Here is a 19,595-nt window from a genome sequence, read left to right as displayed (position 1 = left end):
GACCCTCCCCCGATCCCTCCCGCAAGCGGGAGGGGGGATTGTACCGCTCAGGCATTATGCGTGGCGGACCACTCGGCCCGCGCGGCCCAGGTCTCGGCGCTGCCGGCGACGGTGCAGCCGCGCTGGCCGGCCTCGATTCCGCCGATGCGGTGGACGGTCTCGCCCGCAGCTTCGAGTGCCTGAGCAACCGCATCGGCCTTGTCCGCCGAAACCACCGCAACCATGCCGATGCCGCAGTTGAAGGTGCGCGCCATCTCTTCCGGCTCGATATTGCCCTGCGCCTGCAGGAACGCCATCAGCCGCGGCTGTGCCCAGCTGTCGGCATCGACGCGGGCATGGCAGCCCTCGGGCAGGACGCGCGGGATATTCTCGAGCAGGCCGCCGCCGGTGATATGGGCAAGGCCGTTGATCGCGCCATCGCGCAGCAGCGGGAGCAGGCTCTTCACATAGATGCGGGTCGGCGCCATCAGCGCGTCGAGCAGGATCGTGTCCTGATCGAACAGCGCGGGGCGGTCGAGCTTCCAGCCCTTGTCCGCGGCAAGGCGGCGGACCAGCGAATAGCCGTTCGAATGGACGCCGGTCGAGCCAAGGCCGAGGATGACGTCGCCCGGCGCGATCTTCTTGCCGTCGAGCAGCCGGTCGCGCTCGACCGCGCCGACGCAGAAGCCGGCAAGGTCATAGTCGCCATCGGCATACATGCCGGGCATTTCCGCGGTCTCGCCGCCGATCAGCGCGCAGCCGGCCTGGATGCAGCCCTGCGCGATGCTCGCGACGACGCGCTCGGCGACGCCGTTCACCAGCTTTCCGGTGGCGAAATAGTCGAGGAAGAACAGCGGTTCGGCGCCCTGGACGATCAGGTCGTTGGCGCACATCGCGACGAGATCGATGCCGACGCTGTCGTGATGGTCATGCTCGATCGCGAGCTTGAGCTTGGTGCCGACGCCGTCGTTCGCCGCGACCAGCAGCGGATCGGTGAAGCCCGCGGCCTTCAAGTCGAACAGGCCGCCGAATCCGCCGAGATCGGCGTCGGCGCCCGGACGGCGCGTGGAACGGGCAAGCGGAGCGATCGCCTTGACCAGCGCGTTGCCGGCATCGATCGAGACGCCCGCCTGGGCATAGGTATAGGGCTTGGGATCGGTCATGGAGTGCCGCCTAGCGATATCGCGCTTGGATTTCCACGCCTGCTTCGCCAAAAGGGCGGCGAATGTTGCGTCGTATGTCCCCCGCCTTTGCCACGACCGCCGCCGTCGCGCTGCTCGCCACGGCGGGTTTTGCGCTCGCGCAGGCCGGGAAGGGCGCCGGCACCGCCGAGCCGGCCGCCGGCTCCGGTGAGAGCTCGGGCAGTTTCGAGGTGAGCGGAGTCGAGATCGACGTCCGCGCCAAGGATGCGGAATCGGCCCGGCTGGGCGGCTGGCGACTGGCGCAGCGCAAGGCGTGGACGATGCTGGCGCAGCGGCTGACCGGGCAGGGATCGACCCTGGGCGACTCGGCGCTCGATGGAATCGTCACCGGCATCATCGTCGAGCGCGAGCAGATCGGCCCGAACCGGTACGTCGCCAAGCTCGGCGTGCTGTTCGACCGCAACCGCGCGGCATCGATCCTGGGCGTGGGCGGGCAGATGATGCGATCGCCGCCGATGCTGCTGATCCCGGTCCAGGTTTCGGGCGGGACGCACCGGGTGTTCGAGGGGAACAGCGCGTTCCTCGACGGGTGGAAGCGATTCCGCACCGGCAACAGTGCGATCGACTATGTGCGCCCCGGCGGTAGCGGGCCCGACCGCCTGCTGATGAACGCCGGACAGGTGGGGCGCAGGGGCCGCGGCTGGTGGCGTGCGATCCTCGACCAATATGGCGCGGACGACGTGCTGATCCCGACGGTGGAGCTGCGGCGCAGCTATCCCGGCGGCCCGATCGTCGGGGTTTTCACCGCCGGTCACGGACCGGACAATGTCCGGATCGCGCAGTTCGTGCTGCGCGTGAACGACGGCAATGCGCTGCCCGCGCTGATCGATGCCGGCATCCGGCGGATCGACCAGGCCTATCAGGACGCGCTGCGTTCGGGGCGGCTGCGCACCGACCATCTGCTCGGTACCGAGCCGCCCAAGCCCGAGATCCCGATCGAGGAGACGGGCGAGGAAGCGCCGATCGAGCCGACCGACGTGCCGGTGGCGACGACCGGAACTGCACTGACGGTCCAGTTCGATACGCCGAGCGTCGCGGCGCTCAATGGCGGCGAATCGGCGATGCGCGGCGTGCCGGGCGTCACCTCGGCCACCACGACCAGCATGGCGCTGGGCGGCATTTCGGTGATGCGCGTGACCTTCGAGGGCAGCCAGGCCGCGCTGAGCGCGGCGTTGCGCGCGCGCGGCTGGCAGGTCGAAGAAGGGCCGGGGGTACTGCGAATCCGGCGGGGTGGAGGCGGGCAGGCGCCCGCGACCCCGGCTCCGCCGCCGCCTGTCGGGAACAGCACGGACGGATGAGCCAGCTTTCCCTGCCGCTCGACCGGCCCGCCGGCGCGCGCGAGGACAGTTTCCTTGTCGGCGAAGGCAATTCCAGAGCGGTCCATATTCTCGAGCATTGGGCGACCTGGCCGGTGATGGCGGCGATCATTACCGGGCCGCGCAAGTCGGGTCGCAGCCTGCTGGCGCGGACGATGGCGGTGCGCAGCGGCGGGACGATGATCGACGAGGCCGACCGCCAGAGCGAGACGATGCTGTTCCATGCCTGGAACGAGGCGCAGGCGGCCCACCGGCCGCTGTTCCTGGTCGCGGACGACGCCCCGCCCGTCTGGCAGGTGCGGCTGCCCGATCTGCGCTCACGGCTCAACGCCAGCCCGATCGCGCGGATCGAGCAGCCCGACGACCGGTTGGCGGCCGATATCCTGCAGCAGCTGCTCGACCGTCACGAGATCGTCGCAAATCCCGATGTAGTGGCCTGGGTGTTGCGCCGGATCGAACGGGATTACCTGACGATCCTGCGCACCGCGGAGGCGCTGGAGGAGGATGTCAGCCGCCGCCGCAACCGGCGCTTGTCGATCGCGGCGGTGAAGTCCACACTCTCAGCGTCCGGGCTTCTCAGGGAGCCGGGCGCGCAACCCTGACGAGGAACCATGTCGAGCCGCGCGCAACTCAAGCCTGAAGAGAATGAGCCGGCGAGCCCGGTGGAAGGCGGAGCGCGCTACTTCAATCGCGAGCTGAGCTGGCTGGCGTTCAACCGCCGGGTGATGGAGGAAGCGGCCAACACCGCGCACCCGCTGCTCGAACGGTTGCGGTTCCTCTCGATTTCCGGCTCCAACCTCGACGAGTTCTTCATGGTCCGCGTCGCGGGCCTCAAAGGCCAGCAGATGCAGGAGGTGGAGGCGCATTCCGCCGACGGCCGCACCCCCGGGCAGCAGCTCGCCGCGATCGTGGAGGATGCGAGCGAGCTGGTCGACAGCCAGCAGACGGTGTGGAACGTCCTCCGCCGTGAGCTGGGCGAACGCGGGATCGAGGTGCTCGATGCCGATGCGATCGTCGGCGAGGTCGCCGATTGGGTCCAGACTCATTTCCGTCTTCAGATCTTTCCGATCCTGACCCCGCAGGCGCTGGACCCGGCGCACCCCTTTCCGTTCATCCCCAACAAGGGGCTGAGCGTGATCTTCGACCTGGTCCGCCAGAGCGATGGCGAGCCGATCCGCGAGCTGGTGCTGCTGCCCCCGGCGAGCCCGCGCTTCGTGCGCGTGCCGGGCGAGCGTGCCTGCTACGTGCCGGTAGAAACGCTGCTCAAGCGGTTCTCATCGCTGCTTTTTCCGGGATATGACGTCAAGAAGTCGGCAACCTTCCGGGTGCTGCGCGACAGCGACATCGAGCTGGAGGAAGAGGCGGAGGATCTGGTTCTCTACTTCCGCACCGCGATCAAGCGGCGGCGGCGCGGGCGAGTCATCCGTCTGGAGATGGAGGAGGGCATCGATCCCGGACTCGAGGCGGTGCTGCTCGAGGAACTGGGCGGCAGCGAGGCGCTGCTGACCGAGACCGGCGGCTTCCTGGGCGTGGGCGACCTGTCGATGATCGTCGAGGAGGACCGGCCCGACCTCAAATTCCCGCCCTATGCCCCGCGCTTCCCGGAGCGGGTCCGTGAGTTTGGCGGCGATTGCTTCGCGGCGATCAAGGCCAAGGACATCGTCGTCCACCACCCGTACGAGACGTTCGACGTCGTGCTGGCCTTCCTCAAACAGGCGGCGAGCGACCCCGATGTGGTGGCGATCAAGCAGACGCTGTACCGCGCCGGCAAACAGTCTGCGGTGATCCAGGCGCTGATCGCGGCGGCCGAGGCGGGCAAGTCGGTCACGGCGGTAGTCGAGCTCAAGGCGCGGTTCGACGAGGAGCAGAATCTGCTCTGGGCGTCGGCGCTGGAGCGCGCGGGCGTTCAGGTGATCTATGGCTTCACCACGTGGAAGACGCACGCCAAGGTCTCGATGGTGGTGCGGCGCGAGGGCGACGAGTTCCGCACCTACTGCCATTTCGGCACGGGCAACTACCACCCGGTGACGGCGCGGATCTACACCGACCTCAGCTTCTTCACCGCGGATCCGCGGATCGGTCGCGATGCGGCGAAGATCTTCAACTACGTCACCGGCTATGTCGAGCCGGAGGATCTGGAGCTGCTGACGGTCTCGCCGCGGCATCTGCGCGACCGGCTGATGGAACTGGTAGACGGCGAGATCGCCAATGCGCTGGCGGGCAAGCCGGCGGCGATCTGGGCCAAGATGAACAGCCTCGTCGATCCGGCGATGATCGAGAAGCTCTACGAGGCGAGCAATGCCGGGGTCGAGATCGATCTGGTGATCCGCGGCATCTGCTGCCTGCGGCCGGGGATTGCCGGCATGTCGGAGAATATCACCGTCAAATCGGTGGTCGGGCGTTTTCTGGAGCACAGCCGCATCTGGGCCTTCGGCAACGGCAAGGCGCTGCCCAATGACGGCGCGAAGCTGTTCATCTCGTCCGCCGACTGGATGCCGCGCAATTTCGACCGGCGCGTGGAGTTCATGCTTCCGTTGCAGAATCCGACGGTGCACGATCAGGTGCTGGACCAGGTGATGGTCGCGAACCTGATCGACACCGAGCAGAGCTGGGAGCTGCAAAGCGATGGCCGCTACGTCCGCGAAGATCCCGGCCCCAAGCCGTTCAACCTGCACCGCTATTTCATGACCAACCCGTCGCTGTCGGGCCGTGGCGCGGCGCTGGAGACAAGCGAGGCGGTGCCCAAGCTGTCGTTGCGCCGGTGGCGTGCGGAGCGTAGCGGGTGAGCGTGACCTCACTCCTGTTCCGCAAGCCTCGCGCCGAGCCGGTGCCGTCCGCGCAGCGCACCGCGATCATCGATATCGGCTCCAACTCGATTCGCCTCGTCGTCTATGACGGCGCGGCTCGGCTGCCCGCGACTTTGTTCAACGAGAAGGTGATGGCGGGCCTTGGCCGGTCGCTGACCGAGACCGGGGCGATCGACGAGGCTGCGCTGACGATGGCGACCACCGCGCTCGCCCGCTTCGCCAGCCTAGCCCGCGAGATGGAGGTCGATTCGATCCGCACCGTCGCTACCGCCGCGGTGCGCGAGGCGTCGAACGGCGGCCAGCTGATCGCGATCGCGCGATCGCTGGGGCTGGAGGTCGAGCTGCTTTCGGGCGAAGCCGAGGCATTGGCGGCGGGCTATGGCGTGCTCTCCGGCATTCCCGACGCCGACGGCATCGTCGGCGACCTTGGCGGCGGATCGCTGGAACTGGTGCGCGTGGTGGCGGGCACCGTGACCGACCGGGTTTCCTTCCCGCTCGGCGTGTTGCGCATCGGCGCGATCCGCCAGAAGGGGAAGGGGACGCTCGACCGGACGGTCGCCAAGCTGCTGAGCGATGCCGGCTGGACCGGGCGCGGGGCGGGCCTGCCCTTCTACCTCGTCGGCGGATCGTGGCGTGCGCTGGCGCGGCTCGACATGCACCTGACCGGCTATCCGCTGCCGGTGATCCACGAATATGCGATGCCCGCGGCGACGGTCACGCGGCTGCAGCGCACGATCCAGCAACTGGGCCGCGGCAAGATCCGCGCCGTGCCCAACCTGTCGTCGGGCCGTGTAGCGACGATGGAGGATGCCGCGGCGCTGCTGGGCGTGCTGATCAGGCATCTGGGCAGCCGCGAGACGGTGGCCTCGGCCTTCGGATTGCGCGAGGGGCTGCTTTATGGCGGGCTGAGCAGCGAGCAGCGGCTGGAAGACCCGCTGATCGTCGCGGCGCGCGATGAAGCCCAGCGTTCGGGGCGCTTTCCCGAACATGGCGACCTGCTCGATGCGTGGATCGCGCCGCTGTTCGACGACGATGCCGATCTGGCGCGGCTGCGGCATGCCGCATGCCTGCTCGCCGATGTGGGCTGGCGCGCCAACCCCGAGTTCCGGGCCGAACGCGGGCTCGAGATCGCGTTGCATGGCAATTGGGTAGGCATCGACGCGCGCGGGCGCGCGCTGCTGGCGCAGGCGCTGTTCACCTCGCTGGGCGGCGGGTTCGAATCGCCGCCGCCGATCGGTCAGCTCGCCAGCCTCGACGATCTGGAACACGCGAAGCTGTGGGGGCTTGCCATGCGGCTGGGCCAGCGGCTGAGCGGCGGCGTGGCGGGGCCATTGCGGCGCTCGTCGCTTGCGGCGGCCGAAGATGAGCTGGTGCTCAGCCTCGACGGCGATGACGCCGCGCTCTACGGCGAAGCGGTGGAGAAGCGCCACCGCGCGCTGGCGGGCGCTCTGGGACTGACGGCGGCGGTCGAGGTCTGAGCCGTCACTCCCGGTTCGCGTTTCTCAGGTGAAACGTGCGCGGTCGTGTACCGCGGCACCCCGGAGGGCTGAGGCCTAGCCGCAGTGCAGCCGGCGAATGTTGTTGCGGTGATCGACTTCGACGTTGAGTCGATCCGACCGGAAATCCATCGTCACGGCCTGGCCCGGCCGGATCACGCGGACGTCGCGTGCACCGGCACGGCGCTTCGCATTCTGGATGACACGGGGCCGCGCATCCCGACCGACGAAGCCCTGAACGGCACCCGCGCTGCAGCGGGCCGGCCCGGGCATCGGGGTGGGGTAGGATGCGCAGGCCATAAGGCCGACAGGCAACAGCAAAGCGGTGAAGCGGATCATGTCGCGTTCTCCCAATGGCCCAAAACTAGTCCTGAGGCTGTTCGGTGCGAGTCATTTTGAGCTTACCATTGCGCACGGTAAACCCCAACTGACCCTCGACCAGCGCGAGCGCATCGCGCCCGAACTGCTCGAACCGCCATCCTTCGAGAATCGCGAGATTGTCGCGCTGGCCCGCGGCGAGCGCTTCGAGATCGTCCGAACGTGCGAGCAGGCGCGCCGCGACGTTGATGTCGCGGGCGCGGATCTTGAGAAGCAGCTTGAGCAGATCGGCGACCAGCGCGCCTTCCTTGCCGAGCGGTAGCTTGCGGTCGTCGCGCGCGGGCATTTCCGACGCGGGCATCGCGGTCGCATTCTCGATCGCCGCCATCAGCCGTCCTCCGATATCATTGCCGCCCCATGAGGCCGAGAGGCCGCGAACGCGGGTGAGGTCTGCCTGCTTGCGCGGCGGGTTGGCGGCGAGATCGGCGATCGTCTCGTCCTTGACGATGCGGCCGCGGGGCAGGTTCTTGCCCTGTGCTTCCTTCTCGCGCCATGCCGCCAGCGCCTTGAGGCGTCCCAGCACTTCGGCCTTGCGGCTGGAGATGCGGATACGCTGCCACGCCTGATCGGGATCGTTGCGGTAATTTTCCGGATTGGCGATCCGCTCCATCTCCTCGTCGAGCCAGCCGCCGCGCCCGGTCTTGCGCAGCTTCTCCAGCATCTTCGGGAAGATTTCCGAGAGATGGGTCACGTCCGCGATCGCATAGTCGATCTGGCGCTTGTCGAGCGGACGGCGCGACCAGTCGGTGAAGCGCGCGCCCTTGTCGACGGTGATGCCGAGATAGGTTTCGACCAGGTTCGAATAGCCGATCTGCTCGCCCTGGCCGAGCGCCATCGCCGCGATCTGGGTGTCGAACAGCGGATGCGGGGTCTTGCCGGTCAGATTGTAGACGATTTCCAGATCCTGGCCGCCGGCATGGAAGACCTTGAGCACGTCCTCATTGTTGACGAGCAGGTCGAGCAGGGGCGTGAGATCGATGCCCTCGGCCATCGGATCGATCGCCGCCGCCTCGTTGGTGTCGGCGATCTGGATGAGACAAAGCTCAGGCCAGAAGGTGTTTTCCCGCATGAACTCGGTATCCACCGTGATGAACGGTTGCTGCGCGAGGCGGGTGCAGAGATTGGCTAGCGTTGCCGAGTCTTCGATCAGGCCGTGAATGTGCATCGCAGGCCCATAGACGCGCGCGAGCGGGTTGACAAAGGGCTGTGTGGAGGGGAAGCGCGCGCCAGTTACAAAATCCGTCATCCCTGCGAGGGCAGGGGTCTCAAGCCGCAGGGAATCCCCTCGGGACGCGAGATCCCAGCTTTCGCTGGGATGACGCAATCAGAGATTGCTCATGCACGCCTATCGTTCGCACACTTGCGGCCAGCTGACCGCCGCCCAGGTCGGTGAGACCGTCCGCCTTTCGGGCTGGATCCATCGCAAGCGCGATCATGGCGGCGTGCTCTTCGTCGATCTGCGCGACCATTATGGCGTGACCCAGATCGTCGCCGACAGCGATTCGCCCGCTTTGCCGGTGCTCGAAGGGCTGCGCGTCGAGTCGGTCGTGACGATCGACGGTGTAGTGAAGGCGCGTTCGGACGCGACGGTGAACCCGAACCTGTCGACCGGCGAGATCGAGGTGTTCGCCAAGGGCGTGACCGTCCAGTCGGCCGCTCAGGAGCTGCCGATGCCCGTGTTCGGCGATGCCGAATATCCGGAGGAAATCCGCCTTCGCAACCGCTTCCTCGACCTGCGCCGCGAGGGGCTGCACGCCAACATCATGCTGCGCAGCCATGTCATCGCGAGCCTGCGCCGCCGGATGATCGACCAGGGCTTCACCGAGTTCCAGACGCCGATCCTGACCGCGTCCTCGCCCGAAGGCGCGCGCGACTATCTGGTCGCCAGCCGCGTGCATCCGGGCAAGTTCTACGCGCTCCCGCAGGCGCCGCAGATGTTCAAGCAGCTGCTGATGGTCGCGGGCTTCGACCGTTATTTCCAGATCGCGCCCTGCTTCCGCGACGAGGACGCGCGCGCCGACCGTTCGCCGGGCGAATTCTACCAGCTCGACTTCGAGATGAGCTACGTCACCCAGGACGATGTGTTTGCGGCGATCGAGCCGGTGCTGCACGGCGTGTTCGAGGAATTCGCCGACTGGCAGGGCAAGGGCCGCACGGTTTCGCCGCTGCCGTTCAAGCGCATCCCCTATCGCGAATCGATGCTGAAATACGGCAACGACAAGCCCGACCTGCGCAACCCGATCCTGATCTCCGACGTGAGCAAACATTTCGAAGGTTCGGGTTTCGGGCGCTTTGCATCGATCGTCGAGGCCGGTGACGTGGTCCGCGCGATTCCCGCGCCGGGCACCGCCGAGAAGAGCCGCAAGTTCTTCGATGACATGAACGCCTGGGCGCAGGGCGAAGGCTTTGCCGGCCTGGGCTATGCCACCCGCAAGGGCGGCGAATGGGGCGGCCCGATCGCCAAGAACCATGGCGAGGACAAGATGTCGGCCCTGGCCGACGAGCTGGGCCTTGGCCCGGACGACGGCATCTTCTTCGCCGCGGGCAAGGAAGCGCAGGCGGCGAAGCTCGCCGGCCTCGCCCGCACCCGCGTCGGCGAGCAGCTGGAGCTGATCGACAAGAACCGCTTCGAATTCTGCTGGATCGTCGACTTCCCGATGTTCGAATATGACGAGGACGCGAAGAAGATCGACTTCAGCCACAACCCGTTCAGCATGCCGCAGGGCGAGCTGGAGGCGCTGGAGACCAAGGACCCGCTCGACATCCTCGCCTGGCAGTATGACATCGTCTGCAACGGCATCGAGCTGTCGTCGGGCGCGATCCGGAACCACCGTCCGGAGATCATGTACAAGGCGTTCGAGATCGCCGGCTACACGCAGGAGCAGGTCGACAGCAACTTCGCGGGCATGATCAACGCGTTCAAGTTCGGCGCGCCGCCCCATGGCGGTTCGGCGCCGGGCGTCGACCGTATCGTGATGCTGCTGGCCGACCAGCCCAACATCCGCGAGGTCATCGTCTTCCCGATGAACCAGAAGGCCGAGGACCTGATGATGCAGGCGCCGTCCTTCGTCAGCGAGAAGCAGCTCAAGGAATTGCACATCCGGCTTGCGCCGGGCGTCGCGCCGACCGAATAAGGCCTCTGACGTAAAGGCAGGCGAACCAACGCCTGCCCGTTGGAGGGATTTGATGCTCGACGGTTCGGGAATGGCGGCGCGGCAGCGCGTGGAAGCGACGATCGGGCTGGCCGATCTGTTCACCATCGGCATCGGTCCGTCGAGCTCGCACACCGTCGGGCCGATGCGCGCGGCCCATGCCTTTTCCGAAGCGGCGCTGGATCGCGGGATCCCGGTTTCGGTTTCGTGCGAGCTGTTCGGATCGCTCGCGCTGACCGGCAAGGGCCACGCCACCGACACCGCGGTGATCCTGGGCCTGGCCGGGCATCAGCCCGAGAGCGTCGATCCCGACGCGGTGGCAAGCATCGTCGCGACGATCCAGTCCGAGCAGAAGCTGTCGCTGGGCGGGCAGGTGATCGTGCCGTTCGTCGAGGGCCGGCATCTGATCTTCCGCTCCGACCGCTTCCTGCCCGCGCACCCCAACGGCATGCGCTTCGTTGCGCATTACCCCGATGGCGAGCCGTACGAGACCTTCTGGTACTCGATCGGCGGCGGCGCGGTGGTCGAGGGCGGGTGCGAGGCACCCCGCTCGAACGTCACCTTGCCGATGAACTTCTCGTCGGGCGCCGAGCTGCTCGCGGTGGCGGAGGAGAAGGGCGTGACGATCGCCGATATCGTCCGCGCCAACGAGGCCGCATGGCGCGACGATACCGAGACCGATGCCTTCCTCGATTCGCTGCGCGCGGCGATGTCGGCGTGCATCGAGCGCGGGATGCGCGGCGAGGGCGAACTGCCCGGCGGCCTCAAGGTCAAGCGCCGGGCGCGCGACCTGCACAACAAGCTGCTCGCGCGCGGGCCGCGCTCCGATCCGTCGCTGGTGTTCGACTGGGTGAGCCTGTGGGCGCTGGCGGTGAACGAGGAGAACGCGGCGGGTGGCCGTGTCGTCACCGCGCCGACCAATGGCGCGGCGGGAGTGATCCCGGCGGTGCTGCGCTATTACGAGACCTTCTGCGCCTCGCCGACGCCGGCTGGCGCCCGCACCTTCCTGCTGACCACGGCGGCGATCGGCTTCCTCTACAAGAAGCGCGCGTCGATCTCGGCCGCCGAAATGGGCTGCCAGGGCGAGGTCGGGGTCGCCTGTTCGATGGCGGCGGCGGGCCTCGCTGCGGCGCTGGGCGCGACCAATGCGCAGATCGAGAACGCCGCCGAGATCGGCATGGAGCATAATCTGGGCCTGACCTGCGACCCGATCGGCGGTCTCGTCCAGATCCCGTGCATCGAGCGCAACACGATGGGGGCGATCAAGGCGATCAACGCCGCCTATCTCGCCATGCACGGCGACGGCAGCCATGTCGTCAGCCTGGATGCGGTGATCGAGACGATGCGCCAGACCGGCGAGGATATGCGGTCGAAATACAAGGAAACCGCGCAAGGCGGGCTGGCGGTCAACGTCGTCGCGTGCTGATCCAGGCCGCGGCTAGAGGGAGCAGTCATGCGCGTCGCGGTGTTCGGGACCAAGGGGTATGACCGGCGCTTCCTGAGCGAGGCCAATGCGGCGCACGCGCACGAGCTGATCTTTCTCGAGCCGCGGCTGGACCTGTCCACTGCGCCACTCGCTGCCGGATGCGCGGCGGTGTGCGTCTTCGTCAACGATTGCGTCGATGCCCGAGTGCTGGAGGCGCTGGCGGGATCAGGCGTGAGGCTGGTCGCGTTGCGCTGCGCCGGATTCAACAATGTCGATCTGGCCGCGGCCGAGCGGCTGGGGATCGATGTGGTGCGCGTGCCCGCCTACTCGCCGCACGCCGTTGCCGAGTTCACCATAGGCCTGATGCTCGCTGTGGACCGGCACATTCCGCGGGCCTGGGCGCGGGTGCGGGACAATAATTTCGCGCTGGACGGGCTGATCGGCCGCAATCTGCACGGGCGCATGGTCGGCGTCATCGGCACCGGCAAGATCGGCGCGCTGGTCGCACGGAGCCTTCGCGCCGGGTTCGGCTGCGACGTGCTGGCGAGCGATGTGGTGACCGACCCGGAGCTTGAGAGGGTCGGGGTGCGCTATGTTCCTCGCGCGACCCTGCTCGAGCAGGCGGAGATCGTCACGCTGCATTGCCCGTTGACGCCGGTTACCCGCCATCTGATCGATGCGGCGGCGATCTCGCGGGCACGCGAAGGGCTGCTGATCGTGAATACCAGCCGCGGCGCGCTGATCGATACCGCGGCGCTGATCGACGGCCTCAAGTCGCGCAAGATCGGCGGGGTGGCGCTCGATGTCTATGAGCAGGAGGCCGACCTGTTCTTCGAGGATCTGTCGAACGAGATCGTCGGGGACGACGTGTTCCAGCGGCTGCTGACCTTTCCCAACGTGCTGGTCACCGGGCATCAGGCGTTCCTGACCGAGGAGGCGCTGACCGCGATCGCGGAAACGACGCTGGCGAGCATCTCGGACGCCGAGGCGGGGCGGGAACTGGCCAACCGCGTCGGGACCGAACGGGTGGCGGGCTGATGGCGACGCGGACCCTCGACAAGTTCGTGCGGCGCTACACGACGCTGTCGAGCGCACTCGACACGCTGGTGCACCAACGGCTGGTGCTGCTCAGCCCGTCCAAATGGGACGACACCAACGACGTCGAGTTCATGGAGCTGTATCGCGCCCATGCCGACGCGAAATCGGTGCTGGCCCTGTGCTGCGCGATGGCGAGCGAGACCTATCATCACTGGCGCGTGTTCACGCAGGGGATGGAGGGCGTGTGCATCGAGTTCGAGAAGGCCGCGCTTGAAACGGCGGTGCGCGCCCACCCGGGGGTCATCTCCGGGGCGGTCGACTATCTTCAGATCCGGCAACTCGAGGCGCTGACGCCCGAGGACGCGCACCGGCTGCCGTTCGTGAAGCGCGAGGGGTATAGCGACGAGCGCGAATGGCGGATCGTGGCGACATGCCTGGAGGAGCCGGCCTTTTCGCTGCCGATCGCGATCGATCTCGGCTCGATCACCCGGCTGGTGCTCAACCCGTGGATGCCGCCGGTGCTGGCGGATAATCTGCGCACGATCATCCGCGGCCTGCCCGGTTGCGCCAAGCTCAAGATCGAAGCCTCGGCGCTGACGAACAGTTCGCGCTGGAAGGCGGCCGGGAAGAAGCTGGCAGGAGCGGGCTAGGCGGAGCATCGCGGTGACGCTCCGCCCGATCGCTCAGATGCCCAGACGCAACGTGGCGCGGACATTGCGCGGTTCGCCATAGACATAGCCGGCAAACCACAGATTGTTGTTGAAGTAGCGCTTGTCGAACAGGTTGTTGACGTTGAGCTGGAGCGAGACGTTGTCGTTCAGCCTGTAACGCGCCATCGCATTGACCAGCAGATAGGCCGGCTGGCCGACATTCTCCCGCAGCTGGGTGGCGGGGTTCACGCCGGTCTTGGGCGGTTCGCTCTCCCAGCGCGCCGAGCCGCCCACGCTGAACCCGTCGAGCATCCCGCGGAAATCATAGCGGGTGGAGATGCGCAGGATACGGCGCGGGTGATGCTGCTGCACCTGCTCGCCATTGGCATCCTTGGCGCGGAAGGCGCTCCAGCCGAGGCTCAGGTCCCAACCGGTGAGGACCTTGCCCGCGACCTCGGCTTCATAGCCTTCGGAAACGGTGCCGCGCGCGGGCCGCATAGCCGGGTTGGTGGTGCCAGGGACGAAGAAGCCTTGATCGACCACCGCGAAATTGTCCTGCTCGATGCGGAAGATGGCGGCAGAGGCGCGGACGCGTCCGTTCATCCATTCCCCCTTCACCCCCGCTTCATAGGCATTGCCGACGACCGGAGGCAGGTAGTCGCCATTGCGGTCCTTGTTGTCCTGTGGATTGAAGATGCTGGTGAAGCTCGCATAGGCGGAGATGCTGCCGGTCACGTCGAACACGAGGCCCGCATAGGGCGTCACGCGGCCCTTGTGGCTGATGGTGTAGGGAGCGGCGGTGTAGAGCGTGATCTCCTCGTTGCGCTCCCACCAGCTGATGCGCGCGCCGGCGATCAGCTTGAGCGGGTCGAGCAGCTGGAGCCGGGCCGCACCGTAAACGGCATATTGCCCGGTCGTGCCGAAGCCGCTCGACCGGAAGCGATCTCCCCAGGCCGGCTCGGGGTGCTTGCTGCCGTCCCAAAGGTTGAAATCGCCGATTGGCGCGATCGAGACGGGTTTGCGATCGGTCCAGCCGCCGCTCAGGTGGCGATAATTGCCACCGACGATCAGCTCGTGCTCGCGGCCTAGCAGGTCGAAATTGCCGCGCGCCGAAACGCTGACGTTCCACTGTTTGGGTCGCGATTGGAACCAATAGCCTTCAGCGGTCATGCCGATTCCGGTGGCGCGATCGGGGTAGCCGCCGGTCCACAGCAGCTTCGAATCCTCGAACTGCTCGTGATAGGCGACATCGGCGCGCAGCGACCAGCGGTTGCCCAGGCGCTGGTCGATCGTGAGGAACGCGGTCTTCTCCGTCGTGTCCCACATGTTCCAGCTCGCGGCGGTGGTCTTGGATCGCGGCCAACTGGTGCGCGTGCCGTCAGCGTACCAATAGGGTAGCTGGCCCCACAGCGTGCCGTCGCGCTCGTCGCGCTGGTAGCTCGCGCCGATGCTGATGCGCGTGTTCGCGCCAAGATCGGCGTCGATCACGCCATAGATCAGATAACCCTTCGACTTCTCGATATCGACGAACGAATCCTGCCGGGAATATTGCGCGACGAGCCGCCCGCGCACCGATCCGTCGGCGGTGATCGGGACGGTGATGTCACCGGTCGCGGCGAAGCGGTTCCACGATCCGCCCTCAAGGTCGAGCGAGCCGGTCAGCTCGTGCGAGGTGGCGTGCTTGCGTACCAGGTTGATCGTCGCGGAGGGTTCGCCGGCGCCCTGCAGCAGGCCGTTGGCGCCGCGGATCACCTCGATCCGCTCGAAGATTGCGGTGCTGTTCTTCTCCAGCCCGATATTGCCGGTGGCGAAGGGCGCACCATCGAGCTGGTAGTTGGTGATGTCGAACCCGCGCGCCGCCAGCGTGTTGCGGCCGCGATCGACCGCCTTGACCGAGATCCCGGTGGTATAGGCGAGCGCGTCGCCGACGTTGACCGCGGCCTGGTCCTCCAGCTGTTCACGGGTGACGATGCTGATCGACTGCGGCGTCTGGCGCGGGGACAGGTCCAGACCGGTGGCGAGGGTGTTCTTCTCCTCGCCGCGGCCATAGACGACGATCTCGTCGGTCTTCTGCTCTTCGTCCCCATGCGCCTGCGCGGTCATCGGCAGGGTCAGGCCGAGAGCGGCGGTGGCCAGCAGGCCGTAGGTCGTCTTCATCGAAATCCCCTGTGCTGAGCGCCGTCCTGGATCGCCGGACAGGGGCGGGCAGCGCGTTGCGCGTGCCCTGAGCATGATCGCTATTGCGAGTCAATCTTAATTGCAGTGAAGTCAGCTCGGGTAGCTGATCTCCATCACCTCATATTCCTTTTCGCCGGCGGGCAGCGTCACGCGGCGCAGGTCGCCGATCGCGGCGCCGCGCAGCGCACGGGCGAGCGGAGCGTTCCAGCCGACGAGGCCCTTGCCCGCATCGGCCTCGTCATCCCCGACAAGGGTCAGGGTGCGGTGGTTGTCGTCCTCGTCCGCGATGGTCGTGGTCGCGCCGAACCAGATGCGGCTACGATCTTCCTGGCGGGAGGGGTCGATCACCTTGGCGGCCTTCATCCGCCTAGACAGCCAGCCCAACCGGCGGTCGATCTCGCGCAGCCGCTTGCGGCCGTAGATGTAATCGCCATTCTCGGAACGGTCGCCGTTGCCCGCAGCCCAGGCGATGGTCTCGACCAGCTTCGGGCGCTCGCCGGCGAACAGCGCGTCATACTCCGCCTTGAGCGCGGAATAGCCGGCGGGCGTGATGTAGTTGGGGCGATCGATGCTCAAAGAAGGCGGCCCATGCTGATGATCGGTTCCTCGCCATAACCCATGCGCGCCCAGAAGCGGGCGGCTTCGTCGTTACCGGCGCGTACCTGAAGATTGAGCTTGGTACAGCCCCTGGCTGCCAGCTTCCTCTCGGCGGCGCGGACCAGCTTCGTCCCGATTCCGCAATGCCGGGCATTGGGATGGACGGCGAGCTTGTAGAGCCACCCACGATGCCCGTCATAGCCGGCGAGGACCGTGCCGAGCACGCGGCCGCCTTCCACCGCGACGAGGAACAGGTCGCGCTGGACGGCGAGCTTCTGCGGGATGGCAACGGTGGCATGGCTATGCGGCGGGTCTTCGGGGAAGACCGCGCGCCACAGCGCGTCGACCTCACAGAACTGTGCGTCGTCGTACGGGATGACCTCGATCACGTCAGCCGGGACGGCTCTTGCCGAGATACCAGCTCAGATGCGCCGGGCCGCGCGACCGGGCATAATTCGGGTGAAGCAGATCATAGACCACCGCATTTTCGAGTACGCGCTGGACGTAGTTCTTGGTCTCGAAGATCGGAATCGCCTCGACCCAGTCGATGACCTCGATGCTCCCGGTGCGCGGATCGCCATTGGCGCGGAGCCATTTGTTCACATTGCCGGGGCCGGCATTATAGGCCGCGACCGCGAGCGGATAGCTGCCGCCATAATAGCGCAGCATCCGCTGGAAATAGCTCGAGCCGAGGCGGATGTTGTAATCCGTATCGGCGGTGAGCGAGGCCATGTTGTAGCCGAGGCCGAGCTTGCCCGCGGTCTCGCGCGCGGTGCCGGGCATCAGCTGCATCAGCCCGCGCGCGCCGGCATGGCTGACCGCGGCCTTGTCGAACTGGCTCTCCTGCCGCGCGATGGCGTGGATGATCGTGAAATAGCCTTCCTCGCCCGCGGGGACGCGGACCGAGGGATAGCCCGCGACGGTATAGTCGCTGAGGCCGTTGAGCAACGCGCTGCGGCCCACCATCACGCCCAGGTCCGGGCGCCCGATGCTGCGCGACAGTTCGCTGGCCAGGACATGGTCCTCGGCGCTGGTGGCGTCGGCGGCGATCTGGCGCAGGAACAGACTCTGCTCCTGCCAGCGGCCCAGCGTGCCGAGCAGCCGCGCGGCCTGAACCACCTCGCGATTATAGAAGGCGGTGCGTGCGCCGGATGAAGCACGCGTGCCGTCAAACGCAGGCGGTGCCTTGAGCGAGCGGTTCATCCGCTCGGCCGCGAGCTGGCCGTAATAGAGGTCGGAGAAGGCGGCGGCACGCGCGTAATAGCCCTGGGCGGCGGCCTGTTGCCCCGCGGCTTCGGCGGCGCGTCCGGCCCAGTAGAGCCCCTTGGACTGGGTGGTCGGCGTCCGGCTGCCGCGCGAATAGCGATCGAACATCATCACCGCATCGGCCGGGCGGCGCAGCTTCTGCATCGCGACGGTGCCCGCGAGCCAGACCAGGCTGGTGTAATCGTCGCGGATGCCGAGCCCCATCGCGGCGACGTCGGCGCCGGGGGGCAACGCATCATCGACCTGCGAGGCGATCGCATAGGCGAGGCCGTACTGACCGTCGCTCTCCGCCGCGCGGGCGTTGACGAGCAGGACCTCGTACCATTCCTCGACATTGCCGGGAAGCGTCGCGAGGCTGCGGGGCCGAGCGAGGAGCGAGCGGGCCGAGCCGCTGCCGCCATTGTTGCGGAACCACATCGCGCGATCGGCGATGAAACCGGGATCACGCGCGCCCATTGCCTCGACCGAAGCGGCCTTGGTCTGGGCGTCGGGCCAGTTGCTCTGCATCGCCAGGCGCGCATCGAACAGCGGCCGGTTCTGCGGCGAGGTATAGGCGATCTGGCGCGCGGCCGCGGTGCGTGCGTCCTGCCAGAGCAGGGCGTCCATCCGGGCGTCATGATCCGCCGGGGTCAGAGCGCCCGGGAAGCCGGAGAGCACGGCGCTTTCGTCGGTGGGACGCAGCGCGCCGCTGCGCCAGGCACGGCGGGCCTGCTCGTTCGCCTCGGAACGGCGGCCCGACGCGGCGAGCGCCTCGGCATAGCGGACGCGGCCAGCGGCGGTAGCGGGCGGGAAGCGTTCGAAGAAGCGGATGACCAGCGAAGGCGCCTCGGCCCCCGAGGTCAGCGATGTCTCGGCCGCGGCGCGACGGCTCGTCTCGCCCGGCCAGCCGGGATGCGCGAGCAGGAAGTTGGCATAGTCGCTGAACGGCCAGCGATCCGATTGCTGGAGCCGTTTCCATTGGTCGAGATTATATTGGAGCCCCGAACTCGCGGGTGGCGGATAGGCCTGGGGTGAGGCCGTCAGCGCGGCAAGCTGAACGCGCGCGCGTTCCACCCCATCCTGCACGACCTGAGAAGAGACCGCGACACCCGATACGCCGGCGAGCAGAAGCCCGCTCTTGAACAAAGAGGCAAGCATCTGGACATGATACGCAAGCCAGGCCTATTGGCCAGCCCGAAATTCGGAAAAATTGGGGCTTTTTGGCGCATATGTTCACCGGTTCGATCCCCGCCCTGATTACCCCGTTCCGTAACGGCGACTTTGCCGAAGACGTGTTCCGCGATTTCGTCGAATGGCAGATTGCCGAAGGCTCGTCCGCGCTGGTTCCTGTCGGGACGACGGGCGAGGCCGCGACGCTGGCCAAGGATGAGCATTTCGAGGTGGTGCGCGTCTGCGTGGATCAGGTACGCGGCCGTATCCCGGTGATCGCCGGCACAGGATCGAACGACACGCGGGTCGCGATCGGCAACGTCAAGGCGGCGAAGGATGCCGGGGCCGACGCGGTGCTGATGGTGCCGCCCTATTACAACCGCCCGAGCCAGGAGGGCATCTTCCGCCATTTCGAGGCGGTCGCCGCGGAATGCGAGCTACCGATCGTGCTCTACAATGTCCCCGGGCGCACGGTGACGGACATCCAGCCCGAAACGGTGATCCGCATCGTTCAGGCCTTCCCGGGCAAGTTTGTCGCGATCAAGGACGCGACCGGCGATCTCGCGCGCGTGTCGATGCATCGCGCGGCGCTCCGCGCGGGTTTCGCTCAGCTTTCGGGCAACGACGATACCGCGCTGGCGTTCAACGCGATGGGCGGGGTGGGGTGTATTTCGGTGACCGCGAATGTCGCGCCCAAGCTGTGCGCTCAGTTCCAGGCGGCCTGGGCCGAAGGCAATACCGCGCTGGCGCTGGCGCTGCATGACCGGTTGTTCGCGCTTCACAATGCGATGTTCACAGACGCCTCGCCGGGGCCGGTCAAGTACGCCGTGAACAAGCTGCGGCCCGAGATTTCGGCCGAGCTGCGGCTGCCGATGGTCGAGCCGGGCGAGGCGAGCAAGGCGGCGGTCGATGCGGCGATGCAGGCGGCGGGGATTATCTGATCCGCTCGGCTTCCCTTTAG

At 67.2% G+C, this 19,595-nt stretch carries 16 protein-coding genes; 9 read left to right on the top strand and 7 right to left on the bottom strand.

What is annotated here, in order from left to right; all coding sequences use genetic code 11:
- Window positions 1-47: 47 nt before the first annotated feature.
- On the bottom strand, window positions 48-1,142 hold the full coding sequence (gene purM, locus BDW16_RS01125) for a phosphoribosylformylglycinamidine cyclo-ligase (protein ID WP_066575316.1): 1,095 nt from the start codon (window positions 1,140-1,142) through the stop codon (window positions 48-50).
- 62 nt (window positions 1,143-1,204) lie between these two features.
- Here purM and BDW16_RS01120 point away from each other — a divergent pair, with 62 nt between their 5' ends.
- From BDW16_RS01120 to BDW16_RS01105, 4 genes are read left to right on the top strand one after another with little or no spacing between them, the layout of a single operon-like run.
- Complete coding sequence (locus tag BDW16_RS01120) at window positions 1,205-2,479, top strand: hypothetical protein (RefSeq protein ID WP_066575314.1); 1,275 nt, start codon at window positions 1,205-1,207, stop codon at window positions 2,477-2,479.
- On the top strand, window positions 2,476-3,099 hold the full coding sequence (locus tag BDW16_RS01115; protein ID WP_066575311.1) for a P-loop NTPase family protein: 624 nt from the start codon (window positions 2,476-2,478) through the stop codon (window positions 3,097-3,099). Before BDW16_RS01120 ends, BDW16_RS01115 begins: the two co-directional genes overlap by 4 nt.
- 9 nt (window positions 3,100-3,108) lie before the next feature.
- Window positions 3,109-5,283: an RNA degradosome polyphosphate kinase gene (locus tag BDW16_RS01110; protein WP_066575305.1), complete on the top strand. Its 2,175-nt coding sequence runs from the start codon at window positions 3,109-3,111 to the stop codon at window positions 5,281-5,283.
- 2 nt (window positions 5,284-5,285) lie between these two features.
- Complete coding sequence (locus tag BDW16_RS01105; protein WP_083629669.1) at window positions 5,286-6,782, top strand: Ppx/GppA family phosphatase; 1,497 nt, start codon at window positions 5,286-5,288, stop codon at window positions 6,780-6,782.
- Window positions 6,783-6,857: 75 nt separating this feature from the next.
- On the opposite strand, the gene BDW16_RS01100 is transcribed toward BDW16_RS01105, so the two are convergent.
- Together BDW16_RS01100 and rnd are read right to left on the bottom strand one after the other, a co-directional pair.
- Complete coding sequence (locus tag BDW16_RS01100; protein ID WP_066575303.1) at window positions 6,858-7,139, bottom strand: I78 family peptidase inhibitor; 282 nt, start codon at window positions 7,137-7,139, stop codon at window positions 6,858-6,860.
- A gap of 25 nt (window positions 7,140-7,164) precedes the next feature.
- Window positions 7,165-8,343 (bottom strand): ribonuclease D, encoded by a 1,179-nt coding sequence (rnd, locus tag BDW16_RS01095; protein ID WP_066575719.1) that lies wholly within the window; start codon window positions 8,341-8,343, stop codon window positions 7,165-7,167.
- A gap of 172 nt (window positions 8,344-8,515) precedes the next feature.
- On the opposite strand from rnd, the gene aspS reads away from it, so the two are divergent.
- The 4 genes from aspS to BDW16_RS01075 are packed head-to-tail and all read left to right on the top strand — an operon-like array spanning window position 8,516 to window position 13,444.
- Window positions 8,516-10,312 carry an aspartate--tRNA ligase gene (aspS, locus tag BDW16_RS01090; protein WP_066575298.1) on the top strand — a complete coding sequence of 599 codons (1,797 nt, stop codon included), beginning with the start codon at window positions 8,516-8,518 and terminating at the stop codon, window positions 10,310-10,312.
- Between the two features lie 52 nt (window positions 10,313-10,364).
- Window positions 10,365-11,756, top strand: a complete 1,392-nt coding sequence (locus BDW16_RS01085; protein WP_237241104.1) for an L-serine ammonia-lyase — start codon at window positions 10,365-10,367, stop codon at window positions 11,754-11,756.
- Between the two features lie 27 nt (window positions 11,757-11,783).
- Window positions 11,784-12,794, top strand: a complete 1,011-nt coding sequence (locus BDW16_RS01080) for a 2-hydroxyacid dehydrogenase (protein ID WP_066575296.1) — start codon at window positions 11,784-11,786, stop codon at window positions 12,792-12,794.
- Window positions 12,794-13,444 carry a DUF2971 domain-containing protein gene (locus BDW16_RS01075; protein WP_066575294.1) on the top strand — a complete coding sequence of 217 codons (651 nt, stop codon included), beginning with the start codon at window positions 12,794-12,796 and terminating at the stop codon, window positions 13,442-13,444. The genes BDW16_RS01080 and BDW16_RS01075 overlap by 1 nt, the downstream gene beginning before the upstream one ends.
- Window positions 13,445-13,477: 33 nt before the next feature.
- Here the strand turns inward: BDW16_RS01075 and BDW16_RS01070 are convergent, their stop codons facing one another.
- The 4 genes from BDW16_RS01070 to BDW16_RS01055 all read right to left on the bottom strand — a co-directional run bounded on the left by BDW16_RS01070 (window position 13,478) and on the right by BDW16_RS01055 (window position 18,622).
- The gene (locus BDW16_RS01070; protein WP_066575292.1) at window positions 13,478-15,601 is read right to left on the bottom strand and encodes a TonB-dependent siderophore receptor; all 2,124 of its coding nucleotides are present in this window, start codon (window positions 15,599-15,601) and stop codon (window positions 13,478-13,480) included.
- A gap of 111 nt (window positions 15,602-15,712) precedes the next feature.
- Window positions 15,713-16,192, bottom strand: a complete 480-nt coding sequence (greB, locus tag BDW16_RS01065) for a transcription elongation factor GreB (RefSeq protein WP_066575716.1) — start codon at window positions 16,190-16,192, stop codon at window positions 15,713-15,715.
- A 2-nt stretch (window positions 16,193-16,194) separates the two neighbouring features.
- The gene (locus tag BDW16_RS01060; protein WP_100362677.1) at window positions 16,195-16,608 is read right to left on the bottom strand and encodes a GNAT family acetyltransferase; all 414 of its coding nucleotides are present in this window, start codon (window positions 16,606-16,608) and stop codon (window positions 16,195-16,197) included.
- 1 nt (window position 16,609) lies between these two features.
- Window positions 16,610-18,622 (bottom strand): lytic transglycosylase domain-containing protein, encoded by a 2,013-nt coding sequence (locus BDW16_RS01055; RefSeq protein WP_066575283.1) that lies wholly within the window; start codon window positions 18,620-18,622, stop codon window positions 16,610-16,612.
- Window positions 18,623-18,693: 71 nt separating this feature from the next.
- Here BDW16_RS01055 and dapA point away from each other — a divergent pair, with 71 nt between their 5' ends.
- Complete coding sequence (gene dapA / locus BDW16_RS01050; RefSeq protein ID WP_066575281.1) at window positions 18,694-19,575, top strand: 4-hydroxy-tetrahydrodipicolinate synthase; 882 nt, start codon at window positions 18,694-18,696, stop codon at window positions 19,573-19,575.
- Window positions 19,576-19,595: the final 20 nt, after the last annotated feature.

This window comes from Sphingomonas koreensis (assembly GCF_002797435.1).
GTDB lineage: Bacteria > Pseudomonadota > Alphaproteobacteria > Sphingomonadales > Sphingomonadaceae > Sphingomonas > Sphingomonas koreensis.
This window is presented reverse-complemented; position numbering and strand designations above follow the sequence as displayed.